The organism is Agrobacterium tumefaciens (assembly GCF_009649785.1).
Lineage (GTDB): Bacteria > Pseudomonadota > Alphaproteobacteria > Rhizobiales > Rhizobiaceae > Agrobacterium > Agrobacterium tumefaciens.
In genome coordinates this window covers 152,501-166,949 of record NZ_WJOK01000012.1, presented here as the reverse complement: position 1 = coordinate 166,949, position 14,449 = coordinate 152,501, and the positions used below count along the sequence as shown (strand labels likewise).

12 protein-coding genes are annotated in these 14,449 nt (G+C 60.1%); 10 read left to right on the top strand and 2 right to left on the bottom strand.

Annotation, left to right across the window (positions count from 1 at the left end):
- On the top strand, positions 1–988 hold a 988-nt coding region (locus GH784_RS14970), incomplete at its 5' end, for a methyl-accepting chemotaxis protein (RefSeq protein ID WP_194842972.1).
- Positions 989–1,761: 773 nt separating this feature from the next.
- Entirely contained in the window at positions 1,762–2,349 is a 588-nt protein-coding gene (locus GH784_RS14965) for a DUF1349 domain-containing protein (protein ID WP_065704121.1), read from the top strand.
- Positions 2,350–2,476: 127 nt separating this feature from the next.
- Here the strand turns inward: GH784_RS14965 and GH784_RS14960 are convergent, their stop codons facing one another.
- Together GH784_RS14960 and ligD are read right to left on the bottom strand one after the other, a co-directional pair.
- Entirely contained in the window at positions 2,477–3,241 is a 765-nt protein-coding gene (locus GH784_RS14960; RefSeq protein WP_153793564.1) for an SOS response-associated peptidase family protein, read from the bottom strand.
- Between the two features lie 58 nt (positions 3,242–3,299).
- Positions 3,300–4,352, bottom strand: a complete 1,053-nt coding sequence (ligD, locus tag GH784_RS14955; RefSeq protein WP_111802442.1) for a non-homologous end-joining DNA ligase — start codon at positions 4,350–4,352, stop codon at positions 3,300–3,302.
- A 282-nt stretch (positions 4,353–4,634) separates the two neighbouring features.
- On the opposite strand from ligD, the gene GH784_RS14950 reads away from it, so the two are divergent.
- From GH784_RS14950 to GH784_RS27160, 8 genes are all read left to right on the top strand, one after another.
- Positions 4,635–5,387 carry an ImuA family protein gene (locus GH784_RS14950; protein WP_111835370.1) on the top strand — a complete coding sequence of 251 codons (753 nt, stop codon included), beginning with the start codon at positions 4,635–4,637 and terminating at the stop codon, positions 5,385–5,387.
- Positions 5,308–6,819 (top strand): Y-family DNA polymerase, encoded by a 1,512-nt coding sequence (locus GH784_RS14945; protein WP_194842971.1) that lies wholly within the window; start codon positions 5,308–5,310, stop codon positions 6,817–6,819. The genes GH784_RS14950 and GH784_RS14945 overlap by 80 nt, the downstream gene beginning before the upstream one ends.
- Complete coding sequence (locus GH784_RS14940) at positions 6,816–10,073, top strand: error-prone DNA polymerase (protein ID WP_153793550.1); 3,258 nt, start codon at positions 6,816–6,818, stop codon at positions 10,071–10,073. The genes GH784_RS14945 and GH784_RS14940 overlap by 4 nt, the downstream gene beginning before the upstream one ends.
- Positions 10,074–10,163: 90 nt before the next feature.
- Positions 10,164–10,562 (top strand): DUF1419 domain-containing protein, encoded by a 399-nt coding sequence (locus GH784_RS14935; RefSeq protein ID WP_112153484.1) that lies wholly within the window; start codon positions 10,164–10,166, stop codon positions 10,560–10,562.
- Between the two features lie 505 nt (positions 10,563–11,067).
- Complete coding sequence (locus tag GH784_RS14930; RefSeq protein ID WP_076846236.1) at positions 11,068–11,667, top strand: hypothetical protein; 600 nt, start codon at positions 11,068–11,070, stop codon at positions 11,665–11,667.
- Positions 11,668–12,098: 431 nt separating this feature from the next.
- Positions 12,099–13,031, top strand: coding sequence for an ArdC family protein (locus tag GH784_RS14925; protein WP_112153483.1), 933 nt, complete (start codon positions 12,099–12,101; stop codon positions 13,029–13,031).
- A gap of 590 nt (positions 13,032–13,621) precedes the next feature.
- Entirely contained in the window at positions 13,622–13,933 is a 312-nt protein-coding gene (locus GH784_RS27165) for a DUF736 domain-containing protein (protein WP_003517402.1), read from the top strand.
- Between the two features lie 319 nt (positions 13,934–14,252).
- Positions 14,253–14,414: a hypothetical protein gene (locus tag GH784_RS27160; protein ID WP_194842970.1), complete on the top strand. Its 162-nt coding sequence runs from the start codon at positions 14,253–14,255 to the stop codon at positions 14,412–14,414.
- Positions 14,415–14,449: the final 35 nt, after the last annotated feature.

The window sequence follows — 14,449 nt, the reverse complement described above, 5'->3', positions numbered from 1 at the left end:
GTTCACGGCGACACTCGACGGCGTTCGTAACGACTTCAACATGTCCGCCGAAAAGCTGCAATCGGCATTGACCCGGGTTGCGCAGAATGCCGGTGGCATCGGCGCGGGCGCAAACGAGATCAAATCGGCCGCCGACGATCTGGCCAAGCGTACCGAACAGCAGGCAGCAGCCGTGGAAGAAACCGCTGCCGCTCTGGAAGAGATCACCACGACAGTGAAGGATTCCACCAAGCGAGCGCAGGAGGCCGGCCTGATCGTCAGCCGCGCCAAGGCAGGTGCCGAACAATCCGGCGAAGTGGTACGCCGTGCCGTGGTCGCCATGGAGCAGATCTCCAAATCCGCTAACGAGATCAGCAACATCATCGGCGTGATCGACGAAATCGCCTTCCAGACCAACCTTCTTGCGCTGAATGCCGGCGTGGAAGCTGCGCGTGCGGGCGAGGCGGGCAAGGGCTTTGCCGTTGTCGCGCAGGAGGTGCGCGAACTGGCGCAACGCTCCGCCAATGCGGCCAAGGAAATCAAGGCGCTGATCACCACCTCGAACGATCAGGTGCAGCAGGGCGTTCAGCTGGTGGGCGACACCGGCAAGGCACTGGCGACGATCGTATCGGAAGTGCAGGAAATCAACCGGCACGTCGTCTCCATCGTGGAATCCGCGCAGGAGCAATCCTCCGGCCTCCAGCAGATCAATACCGCGGTCAACCAGATGGACCAGGACACGCAGAAAAATGCTGCCATGGTGGAAGAGACCAACGCCGCCAGCCACAATCTGGCCAAGGAGGTAGCTTCGCTCAACCAGCTTCTCGCGCAGTTCAAGCTCGCCGATACCGCCTATCAGCAGAAGAGCCAGCCCGCTCCGGTTCGCAATGCCGGCGGCAACGACAGATACGTGGCACCCCCCGTACGCGCGCTTGGCCGCAAGATTGCATCCGCATTCTCTGGTAACGCTGCTGTCGATACGTCAAAGGACGACTGGCAGGAGTTTTGATCGGCGATCGGTCAACGACATGAGCATCGGCGGGGGATATCCCCGCCGCTAATCAAGGACTATGCCACGCAACCGGAAATCGTTTGCGTGGCATAGTTTATGCCAGAGGGGTGACGAACATGTCTGGCAATCTTCGCAATACATTGTCCTTCACGCAGCGCGTCGCGACTATGGCCGCGGGATCTTTTTGGGCACTGACTCATTCTCGATGATGTTTCGGATTCAATTGGTGTGATTTTCGAAGGAGAATCAGCGCCATGCGAGCCCAGTTTCGACTTCCGATCTGCTCCCGGCCGGTTTGAACGTTGAATCGGTGCATGATGCCACCGACGCGATCGTTGTCACTGCGTCCGCCGCGTCAACGGACTCCATATATCCCCACTGCGGGACCGTTTCCCGTCGAGTTCATAGCCGTTCCCCTCCGGTGATCGGTGATCTGCCGTGTACGGCTCGACGGATCGAATTGCATCTGACCGTCAGGCGCTTTGTCTATAGTGCTACCAACTGCCATCGAAAGATTTTTGCCGAGCGCTTCGGTGACGGTGTGGCCTCACGCTACCTAACGAACTTCACTGCCTCAAGCTTGTACTCGCGGCTGGACTTCCTTCGTTGCATTTATGCACTCCAGTTTCGTTGGAAGCACCTTAACTTGGTGTCCACGAAACTGGCAGCAGGACAACACTCACTTTACCAGGTTTATGATCACGGGTATCCGTTGAGTCGGGCAATAGCCCCACCAGCAGTGATGCGAGGGCAATTCTGGAGACAGTGCCGTGGACGTTAATCTCAAAGAAGCTGAGTGGCTGAATAAACCTGTAGTGTGGGAAGCCACCGAGACGGGTCTCTCTTTAACCACCGATGCAAACACTGACTTCTGGCGTGAAACGCATTACGGCTTCACGCGCGACAGTGGCCATTTCCTAGGTGTAATGGTCGTGGATGGTTTCACAGCGAGTGTCCGCGTCCAAGGCGAATTCCGGTCTCTCTACGATCAGGCCGGTCTTATGGTGCGCATTGATGAAAATCGATGGGTGAAGTCAGGCGTTGAGTTTACAGATGGCGAACGGTTTCTCAGCACAGTCATCACCGATGGAAAATCCGACTGGTCAGTGTCCCAGCCCTTCAAGGAGCTTGAAGATTTCTATATCCGGATCACATTGAAGGAAGGCACGATGCGTATTCAGGCATCCTCCAATGGGAGCATTTGGCCGTTGCTGCGGCTTGCTCCGTTTCCTAAAGTTTCCCATTATTTCGTTGGGTTGACTGCATGTACGCCTGAGCGTGGCGGACTGGATGTCCGGTTTTCGGAGTTTTCAGTCGGTGCGGCGATCACTACCGATCTCCACGACCTGTCTAGCTAGCAGCTATTTAAGGGAGTTCTTCGCAAATGTCGTCTCGATCTATCGTCCTTGTAACAGGTGCCAGTAAAGGGATACGAGCAGCCACGGCCTCTCGGCACCAGTGCCGCCTGATCAGACACTACATAAATCAGTCTTGGTCAACCGGTTCTCCCGATTTCGACACGACGGTGGACCCGTACGGTTCTCGCGACGAAATAATCAACGCATCGTTCTGAAGCGGGCGGACAAGATGTTTTGCCTCGTCCCACGGCGCCCGCATCCAGATGTCCGTGTCCTCCTTCGTCAGCAACAGAACCGGCATGGCTTTCTCATGGATCGGTTTAACGAGATCGTTGGGGTCTGTGGTCAGAAAACCATAGAGATCGTCGGTCGTGAGTCCGTCCCGAACCTTCCGGACGCTCTTCCATTGCGGCACATGGATGCCGGCAAAAAACATCAGCGATTTCTCGTCATCGCGGGCAAACCAGGCATTGGGCACATTGCCGCCTTCCTCTCTGCTCGCCGGATCCGGTTCGGCGAAGCTGGTGACTGGGACAAGGCATCTGTGTTCGACGTCGAACCATCGCGTCCAGTGCGGGAAATTGAGCTTACGCACGTTTGTCGTGCCGCGGTCGGCCTCCATGCGGATCAACTCCTCGAGATCAAATGGCTTGCCCTTGGCCGCGAGCTTCTCGGCCTTGGCTTTGGCCGCTTTCTCCAAGGCGAAGCGAGGGGAAGGTAATCCCCATCGCGCATGCACAAGCTGCTTCTTGCCGTCCGTCGTGTTGCGGACGATCGGCCCCATTTGGTCGGGGTTCATCTGATAGGCTGGCATCAGGTTGATCAGGCTTTCGGCGTCCTGAGCCCATTTGGAGACCCAGTCCTTGTCTTCCATCCGATATAGATTGCACATGGCAGCAATTCCTCCGTTGCGACCGAATGCAGTTGTGTGGTGAGTTCCGCCTGCGTCGCTAGTCGAGCTTGTAAACGTCGGCATTGTCTTGCCGTTCCCGCAAGCCTTTGTAGGAGGCATGGCGTAGCTTGCCGTCCGCCGTCCAGGCCCGGAACTCGATCTCGGCAATCAAAGTCGGCTCGACCCAAACGATGTCTGCCTTTTCGGCATAGGGAACAGGCGGCTGCTTCCGTTTCCAGCGCAGCTTGTCGAGCATCTTGCGCAGCCTGTTCATCTCGGCTTGCCTGAAGCCCGTCCCGACGTTCCCGACATGAACGAGCTCGTCACCGCGATAGGCAGCAAGCACCAGAGAGCCGAAGCCGCCGGACGATGCCGTCGATGGCTCGTAGCCAACAACCATGAAGGCTTCGCTCTTAACGCACTTGATCTTGACCCAGTCGCCGGTCCGGCCGGAGCGATAGGGTTGATCCAATTGCTTGCCGACGATGCCCTCGAGGCCAAGGCTGCCAACGTGTTCCAGCAGGATCGCGGGATCGGCGTCAATGGTTTCCGAAAGGCGGATCGCGCCGTCGTGCCCCTTCAGCGTATCCTCGAGAAGATGCCGGCGCGAACGGTACTCCACGTTGCGCAGGTCATGGCCGTCGAGATAAATAAGATCGAACGCGTAGAGGATGGCGTCCGAAGCTCGGTTGCCAGCCGTCTTTCCAGACGCACCCAACGATTTCTGCAGCAGCCCGAAATCCGGCCGCCCTTCATCGTCAAGCACAACCGCCTCGCCATCAATGATCATCGTTGCCGGACCAAGCGCCCGGGCAGCCTGCTCGATCGCCGGAAACCGGTGCGTCCAGTCATGGCCACCACGCGTGAGGATGCGGACCCCTGTCGGCTCGATATGGATAGCGAGGCGATAGCCATCCCATTTCAGCTCCCAGCTCCATTGGTCGCCTTGTGGAGGGTGCGCCTTCAATTGGGCGAGCGCCGGCTCGACGCGATCGGGCATCGGATCAAACAGCAGCTGTGGCTGTGCGGGATTGCGCTTCCGACGCGGCTTTGACCGTAGCGGAGCTTCGGTATCACGAAGGAGCGGCTTTGATCTCGGTGGCTTCGTCATGCAAACGAGTTCAGCACGAAAACCTTAAGAAGATTGTGACGCCGTTCATCTATCCCCGCTATCCACCGTTTTGAACCCGACGGACGCAAGGGCTGCAAAAATTTCTGTTTTCCCTTACCTCCTTGAATCCTTTTCGAATCTTCGACTTTGCTAATACTGGGATAATATTCCTCAACCATGTGGTGCTTGACTCTTTTGCATTCCGAGAACAAACAATGAACATATAGCCCGTACGACATAATGTCGATCCTTTGAACGCGACCTTGAAGGGAGCCGTGAACGATGAGTGCTGCCCGTCAGAGGGTGATTTGCGACTTGCGAGACCGCATCGCGTCGATGGAAGGGGTATCCGCGAAGCGGGCCGGAACACTTTCTTTTGGCGTTTCCGAGATCGATGCGGCCTTGCCTGGCGGGGGCCTCGCCTATGGCGCGCTGCACGAGTTTGCAGGCGGTGGCTCCGGTACTGTCGATGGTGCAGCGGCCGCCCTTTGTGTTGCCGGCATTGCCGCAAGAACAAAAGGCCCCGTCATCTGGTGTCTGACGCGGCCGGATCTTTTTTTTCCGGCTCTTGCCCATGTGGGCCTGCATCCCGACCGCGTCATCTTTGTTGAATCCGACAAGGAAGAGGATGTGCTGGCCAATATGGAGGAGGGCCTTTCCTTCGGCGGACTTGGTGCCGTCGTCGGTGAACTTGTTCGCCTGCCTATGGTCAGTTCCCGCCGTCTGCAGCTTGCAGCCGAGCGAACCGGGACCATGGCGCTCGCGGTCCGCCGATGGCGGCGACAGACGGAGGCCAATGACTTTGGGCAGCCGACGGCCTCGACCACGCGATGGCGTGTCAGCGTGATGCCGTCAGAGGACTTGCCGGTACCGGGGGTGGGCAGGCCTCAATGGTTTCTGGAATTGATGCGCGTGAAAGCGGGTGAGTGTGCTGAGTTTCTTGTGAGGGCGTGCGATGACAAGGGTCGTCTCGATCTATCTTCTGGATCTGCCGACGGATCGCATTCGTCGGGCCGATCCGTCTATTCCGCCTGAACAGCCAATCGCCGTGATCGCGAGAAGCGGTTCGAAGCGATGGGTGTCTGCCGCCGATGCGGCTGCCAGAAAGGCGGGCGTGCATGCCGGCATGGCGGCGGCAAAGGCGCAGTCTCTGTTTCGCGGCCTGATGCTGGTTGACGCAGATTCGCAAGCCGATCAAGCCGCGCTCGAGCGCATCACGCTCTGGGCGCTGACGATCTATTCGCCGATCGTCGCCGTCGACGGGATTGATGGTATCGTCATGGATACGGAAGGCGCCGATCATTTGCAGGGTGGTGAACTGCCGATGGTGACGAAGATCGCCAACCAGTTTCTTGCCCGAAAACTGACGGCGCGCGTGGCGGTTGCCGACAGCTGGGGTGCTGCCCATGCTTGCGCCCGCGCAATCAATCGCGAAACGATTGTCGTTCCTCCGGGCGAGACGGCCCGTGCCGTCGAAAAACTGCCGATTTCGCTTCTGCGCCTGCCGTCAAAGATCGTCTCTGATCTGCGCATTCTCGGTTTCCAGACAATCGGCGAGCTTGCCAACACCCCGCGGGCTCCGCTGACATTGCGCTTCGGTCCGGAGGTCGGCCGCCGTCTCGACCAGATGCTCTGTCGTGTCGCCGAGCCGATCGAACCGATCCGGACCGCAGAGCTGGTTGAAGTCTCCAAGGCCTTTGCCGAACCGATCGGGGCTGCGGAAACAATCAATAAATATGTTGGCCGTCTGGTCGTCCAACTCGTTGACGAACTCCAGAAGCGCGGGCTTGGCGTTCGCCGTGCCGACCTGATCGTCGAGAAGGTCGATGGCACGAGACAGGCCATCCGCGCCGGAACCGCCAGGCCCGCCCGCGATGTCGCCTGGCTGACAAAACTGTTTCGGGACCGGACGGAAAAGATCGAGCCGGGCTTCGGGATCGAAAAGCTGATCCTGCTCGCCGTGATAGCCGAGCCTCTCGAGGAGGCTCAGAAAGCCTCTGCTCTGGTCGAGGATGAGGTCACTGATGTCACGCCGCTGATCGACCTCTATGGAAACCGGGGGCAGAGGGTCTATCGCGTCGCACCGGTCGCCTCCGATGTGCCGGAACGCTCTGTCCAGCGCATCAGCCCCGTCGCCGAACCGATCGCCGTTGCCTGGGTCAGCCATTGGCGACGCCCCGTTCGTCTCTTGCCGAGACCTGAGTTGATCGAGGCGATCGCGCTGATGCCGGACCGGCCCCCAGTCTCCATCGTCTGGCGTGGCAAACGCCGCAAGGTCAAATGTGCCGACGGCCCGGAACGCATTTTCGGGGAATGGTGGCAGCGAGATGCCGAAATGGACGCCGTGCGCGACTACTTTGTCATCGAGGACGAATCCGGTGAGCGTCTTTGGGTGTTCCGCTCTGGCGACGGTATTGATCCGCAAACCGGGTCACACCGCTGGTTCTGCCACGGGATATTCGCATGAGCTATGCCGAGCTCCAGGTCACGACACATTTTTCGTTTCTGCGTGGTGCCTCGTCGGCGCAGGAGTTGTTTGATACTGCAAAACTCCTTGGGATCAGTGCGATCGGCGTCGTCGATCGCAATTCGCTCGCAGGCATCGTCCGCGCCCTTGAAGCATCCCGCGCGACAGGTCTCCGCCTCGTCGTTGGTTGTCGCCTCGACCTCGCCGACGGTATGTCGTTGCTGGTCTATCCGATGGATCGTCCGGCATATTCGCGGCTGACCCGGCTGATCACGCTTGGCAAGTCGCGCGGCGGCAAGAAGAACTGCATTCTGCACTGGGACGATGTCATGGCTTACTCGGAAGGCATGATCGGCATTCTGGTGCCGGATTTGCCGGACGCCACATGCGCAGCACAGCTTCGCAAGTTGGCGCACGTTTTTGGTGATCGCGCCTATGTATCGCTTTGTCTGCGCCGACGCCCCAATGACCAGCTGCGGCTCCATGAGATTTCCAACATGGCGGCACGGTTCAGGGTCAAAACCGTCGTCACCAATGACGTGCTGTTTCATGAGCCGGGTCGGCGGCAGTTGCAGGACATCGTCACCTGCATCAGGCACAATACCACGATCGACGATGTCGGCTTCGAGCGCGAGAGGCATGCCGACCGATATTTGAAGCCTCCGGAAGAAATGGCTCGCCTATTTCCGCGCTATCCGGAGGCCCTGGCGCGAACCATGGAGATCGTGCGGCGCTGCACGTTTTCTCTCGAGGAGCTGACCTACCAATATCCCGAAGAGGCGATCGTGCCGGGCAAGGATGCTCAGGGATCGCTCGAGCATTACGTTTGGGAGTGTGTGCCCAACCGCTATCCCGAGGGGCTGCCGCCGGATGTGTTGAAGACCGTGCGGCACGAGCTCGATCTCATCCGCACCATGAAATACGCGCCGTATTTTCTGACGGTGTTTTCGATCGTGCGCTTTGCGAGAAGCCAGGGCATTCTCTGCCAGGGCAGGGGATCGGCGGCCAACAGCGCTGTCTGCTATATTCTCGGCATCACATCGATCGACCCCTCGACCAATGACCTCCTGTTCGAGCGTTTCGTCAGCCAGGAACGCGACGAGCCACCGGATATCGATGTCGACTTCGAGCATGAACGGCGCGAGGAGGTAATCCAATGGATCTACAAGACCTACCGACATGACAAGGCAGCCCTCTGCGCCACCGTTACGCGGTATCGTGCCAAGGGAGCGATCCGCGATGTCGGCAAGGCGCTCGGCCTGCCGGAAGACGTGATCAAGGCGCTGTCATCAGGCATGTGGTCCTGGTCGGAGGAAGTGCCCAACCGAAACATCCGCGAGCTCAATCTCAACCCCGACGACCGGCGCTTAGCGCTCACCCTGAAACTGGCGCAGCAGCTGATGGGTGCACCACGCCACCTTGGCCAGCATCCAGGAGGATTTGTCCTCACCCATGACCGACTGGACGATCTCGTGCCGATCGAGCCGGCGACGATGAAGGACCGCCAGATCATCGAGTGGGACAAGGACGATGTCGAGGCGCTAAAGTTCATGAAGGTGGATGTGCTCGCACTCGGCATGCTCACCTGCATGGCAAAGGCGTTTCATCTCATCCGTGAGGATAAGGGCGAGGATCTCGATCTGTCTACGATCCAGCAGGAAGACGCAGCCACCTACGCAATGATCCGAAAAGCCGATACGCTCGGGACCTTCCAGATCGAAAGCCGCGCGCAGATGGCGATGTTGCCGCGCCTGAAACCCCGCACCTTCTACGATCTGGTCGTGCAGGTGGCAATCGTCCGACCCGGTCCTATCCAGGGCGATATGGTGCACCCCTATCTTCGCCGCCGCGAAGGAAAGGAGCCGGTAGAGTATCCCACACCTGAGCTTGAGGCCGTGCTCGGCAAGACGCTGGGCGTGCCGCTGTTTCAGGAGAGCGCCATGCGCGTCGCCATGGTCTGCGCCGGCTTTACTGGCGGGGAGGCCGACCAGCTGCGCAAATCCATGGCCACCTTCAAGTTCACCGGCGGGGTCTCCCGCTTCAAGGGAAAACTCGTCTCCGGCATGGTCAAGAACGGTTATTCGGCGGAGTTCGCCGAAAAGACCTTTTCCCAGCTCGAAGGTTTCGGCAGCTACGGTTTTCCGGAAAGTCACGCGGCATCTTTCGCGCTGATCGCCTATGCATCGAACTACATCAAATGCCACTATCCGGATGTCTTTTGCGCGGCGCTTTTGAACAGTCAGCCGATGGGCTTTTATGCGCCCGCCCAGATCGTCGGCGATGCGATCAAGCATGGCGTCGAGGTGCGACCTGTGTGCGTCAACCGCTCGCGCTGGGACTGCACTCTGGAAAAGATCGGCAGCATTGATCGGCATGCTGTCCGGCTTGGGTTTCGGCAGGTAAAGGGACTGGCTGTCGCTGACGCAGCGCGGATCGTGACGGCACGCATGAATAGTACTTTCTTATCCGTCGATGACATGTGGCGCCGGTCCAGCGTCCCGACGGAGGCCCTTGTCCAGCTTGCAGAGGCCGATGCCTTTCTGCCATCGCTCAAACTCGAGAGGCGTGACGCGCTCTGGGCCATCAAGGCGCTGCGTGATGAGCCATTGCCGTTGTTTGCCGCCGCGACTGAGCGCGAGATGGCGGCAATTGCTGAGCAGCAGGAGCCGGAGGTCGCCCTTCGGCAGATGACGGACGGGCACAACGTCATCGAAGATTACAGCCATACGGGCTTGACGCTACGGCAGCATCCGGTTGCGTTCCTGCGCAGGGACCTGTCGGCACGCAACATCATCTCCTGTGCGGAGGCGATGAATGCTCGGGATGGGCGATGGGTTTATACTGCAGGTCTGGTGCTGGTGCGCCAGAAGCCCGGGTCTGCCAAGGGGGTCATGTTCATCACCATCGAGGACGAAACAGGCCCTGCCAACATCGTCGTCTGGCCGTCACTGTTCGAGAAGCGCAGGAGCGTGGTGCTCGGATCCTCGATGATGGCAATCAATGGGCGGATTCAGCGGGAAGGGGAGGTCGTGCACCTCGTCGCGCAGCAACTATTCGATCTGTCAGGCGATCTCGTTGGCCTGGCCGATCGGGATGTCGAATTCAGGCTGCCAACGGGACGAGGCGATGAGTTTGCCCATGGGGGCGGTGGGCCGGATTCGCGCGATCGGCCGAGGCCGGTCGTCCCGCGGGATATGTTCACGCCTGATCTTCATATCGATACGCTGAAGGTGAAGAGCAGGAATTTTCAGTGATTTTTCGCTATCCCGGGAGCCGCGCCGCTTGGCGTCCCTCGAGGGCCCCCGCAGCATTTTTTGGGAAAACAGTAGAGTTGGCGTGCAGCCATGGGTGCCACATCAGCGCGATCATTACCGAACGAGGCTGAGCATGTATGGGAGTGGGACGACAGCGCGCTCTACAGCGGCGAATGGTTCGAGATCGCCGACGCATCCCACGACTACACGTTTGAGATACTGCCGCCGCTCTCGATCAAGGCCGGGATATTCGCCATGCGCGAATTCCCGAACGGTTTGGTCACCAGCATCCTCTTCTCTCTGCCGGTCGACGGGTGCCTCTGGCACTTCCGCGGTTATTGCGACCTGGCCGACAAGAGCTCGCCCGAACGCATGCAAAGCGCTGTCATCGAACGCGAATCCAGGCCCTCCCTTGTGATGAAGCACGACGAGAAGCTGGAACATATTTGGTCGCGCACTGCGGACGATTGTCTCGGTTATGCGGCATAATTCCTCCGTCGATGGACTTTCGTGAACGCTCGCGCGACAGGAGGATGCAATCGCATCATTGCGTGCCCGTGCACATCTGCCGGGTGGCTCAGGCCAAACGGGACCACGAGCCGATAGTGACGTCGGCGGTTGTGATGACTGGGCAAGCTGCGGCTTGGACGTTGGATCGGCGCGGCCTGGCGCAGGTCTAGCGTGGTTTCCTCTCAGCTTCGGCATCCGAGGTTTGCCTCTGGCCGTTCCGTCCTTCGGTTTCGTGGCGTCTGAACCGGCGCCCGTTCGGTTCAAGGCCGCTGTCGCGCCGCGGGGCGGCCGGTCATGCCGCTCTCGACAAAGCAGGCACGCGGGCTTCGCAAGGGCTTGTCACCCCTGCTTGACCGCCTGCCTGCTTCGCTCGATCTGGCCTGACCGGGCCCTGATCCGCCCGGATTGCGCCTGTTCCTTTCGACCGCACCGAAGGACAGAACGGCCAGGGGGCCGACACTTCGGCGAAGCAAAGGAGACCACCATGGCAAAGTCAGCAACTCAATCCCGTCAATCAATCCGCCAATCCGCCCGCGTCGTGCCGCTGCGCAGAGGCGCCACCCTCGAAATGGTCCGCCTTTCATGCCCCGATGAAACACAGGCGCTTCGGATCGCCGAAAGCTTCGGGATCGCCATTGTCGACAGCGATGGCATCCGTGGCATGCACGAGCGCCTGATCGTCGAAACCGCCACCGCACTTTCCGATGGCCTTGGCGACCGGGCGATGCAGATCCATCTGCAGCGCATCGTCGGGGCCTATGTCGGATCGGCCCATGGCGCCGGCCAGTTCTACTCCCGCGCCGTCACCGAGGCGCGGAACGCCACCGCCAAGAGCGCTGCGGATGCCCGCGACGAGGATCTCGACGGTCCGGTCGGCTATGAGAGCGCCGCCCAGCGCAAGCGCGAATTCGCAGCCGACATGGGCATCCAGGCACATGCGCTCAGAATGGCGGCGGTCGGCGCTGTCGCAGCCTATGAGCAGGTGGTGGGCGAAACATGGAAACCCTTCGACCGGCCGGTCGAAAATCCCGGCCAGACGCTCGACCGCAAGGCGGCAGCAGTCCAGCTGTCAGCCTTCGAATAACATCCATCACGGCGGGGCTCCGGCCCCGCCTTTGTTCACGTCGACGAAGGTGTCGTGTTCTCGTCAGCTCGAAGTCACGAGGGCCTGTGCCGGCCACCGCCTCGGATCAACGACGGGACGCGACTTCAATGCGTCGACAGAAGGTCCCAACCTCAACCGCGCCGTTGCTAAGATTCCATCGGCTACCGTGCGGCAGAAAGTGGTCCTGCTGGCGAAGCCCTCGTATTGGCTGCGGATCAAGATCGGGAATCTGTCCATTGCGACCCCGTCCCGCCTTCGGTCTGCCGGGCCGAGGGTCTCGCGCAAGGGCTTCGCCCTCCTTCACGTTGTTACGGCGCGTTCCGCGTGCGCTCATCCCTGATCTGCCCGGCTTTTGACCGACGTAACGGGGTCGCGATGGTCGCGACCTCCGAAAACGGAGGTTCAAGGATATGAAAAGAAAAGGGCAGGGTGAGCGCGCCGATCTCTATGCGCGGATCACCGACAGGATCGTTGCGGATCTGGAAAAAGGCGTCCGTCCGTGGATGAAGCCCTGGTCGGCCGCAAATACGACCGGACGGATCAACCGGCCGCTGCGCCACAACGGCGAAGCCTATAGCGGTCTCAACGTGCTGCTGTTGTGGTCGGAGAGCACAGCGAGGGGCTATGTCTCGCCGACATGGATGACGTTCAAACAGGCCTTGCAGCTGGATGGAGCTGTTCGCAAGGGCGAAACCGGAACGACGGTCATCTATGCAAGCCGCTTCACCAAGTCGGAGACCGACAGCAATGGCGGCGAGGTGGAGCGCGATATTCCGTTCCTTAAATCGTACACGGTGTTCAACGTGGCGCAGATCGACGGCCTGCCGGACCACTATCATGGCGTACCCGAACCGCTCCTGAGCCCGATCGAGCGCATCGGTCACGCTGACGAGTTCTTCCGCAATACCGGCGCAGTCATTCGGCACGGCGGCAAACAGGCATACTATTCTCCGGCCATGGACTATATCCAGATGCCACCGTTCGAAGCCTTCCGCGATGCCGCCGGGTATGCGGCAGTCCTCAGCCATGAGGCGACCCACTGGACGGCGGCAGAACATCGCGTGGGACGCGACCTGTCGCGCTATGCCAAGGACCGGACGGAGCGAGCGCGGGAAGAACTCATTGCCGAACTTGGCAGTTGCTTCCTCTGCGCTGACCTCGGTATCGCGCCGGAACTTGAGCCGCGGCCGGATCACGCGTCCTATCTGCAGTCATGGCTCTCGGTGCTGGCCAACGACAAACGGGCAATTTTCCAGGCGGCCGCGCATGCGCAGCGGGCGGTCAATTATCTCCACGGTCTTCAGCCAAGGGCGGATGCCTGCGCGACGAGGGAGGCAGTGTAATAGCGCCCCTCTCTTTTTGGAGCGTCCTTTGGTACTGCTCCCAAAATCTGAATCCGGGCAGCGCGGATTGACCGTTCGGGAGGAAAGCGAAGGCGATCTTGTTCCGTGCGGGCGCGAGCCAGTTTTGCTGCGACTGGCCCTAATGCGTCCTGCATCAGCAACAGGTCATTCTTGCGGATACGAGCAAGCATGGGCGACATGTGCCCGATCGAAAACCGGAGCCGCCATCGACACGGAAAGTTCGGTGACGCTCCTCGGACTTGTCGCATTGGCCCGGCAATGCCCAAACGATCGATGTGGCCATTGCTGCCATCCATTCGGGCATAGGAAGTGGGCGCGGCCAACGCGGCCTCGATTTGACATGTCTGATCGAAGAGCGGCTGCGCCTCGATCGTTCTCCCGCAACGGCATCGCCCCCTTTCTTCCCCTGCGACCTGCGTTCGCATTCCTCGCGGTCCAAGAAAGCCGTCTCCCGCCGCCCTCCATTGCATTCCGGTCCCTTAAGGATGCGGTCCGATCGTCCCCGATCAAATCGACAGTCATCGAGGACGCGATGGTCGCGGCCCGATCAAACCGAAAGGATCACGACAATGGCAATCATCGGCGAATTCACCACCAACGGCAACACCATCCTCGGCCACGTACGCACTCTGACGGTCTCCATGAAGGCCCGCCTGAACCCGATCGAACGCACATCCCGCGACGCTCCCGACTTCCGGATCATGTCTGGAGCGGCCGAAGTCGGCGCCGCCTGGAGCCAGGTTTCCGGCGACGGAGAGCCCTACATCTCGGTCAAGCTCGACGATCCGAGCTTTCCGGCCCCGATCAATGCGGCACTTTGGCCGACCGAGAGGGAAGGCGACTATACGTTGGTCTGGAACCGCCCGAAGCGCGACGCCTGATCAAAGACGAAGCCCTGCCGGAAACGGCGGGGCTTTTCCCTTGTTCAAACCAACAAGGAACCGGGCATCTAGCCCGCTTCTTCTTCTGGTCGCGATACGGAGAGGCGGGGTCTGCTCAGAGTGACCAATCGTGCCGCGAGTAAATGCCGGCCTCAAGGACTTCGCGTGGCCCCCCGATTTTGCTTCCGCTCCGGTTCCCTGCGCTTCAACAAAACCGGTACCCCACTCGCCGCCTCTGGCGGTCGCCGACGCGATCCCTGACCCCGTCATTTCCTCACGCCCCGCGGCGTCATCTTTCTCAAACGTCAAGGAGATGACGATGCTACTGGAACAACATATCGAAGAACTGCGCGTCGAGATGAACCATTGCCACCCAGACGAGCGTCGCCAGATTGCCGCGGAGCTGGAACTGGCTCTGGCCGAACTGGCCGTTATCATGGCCGAGCAGGACGGTTCCGTTGACGCCGTGCCGCCCTTCTGAGGGTGGCATACACCCGCAATGCTGCCACCACCGTC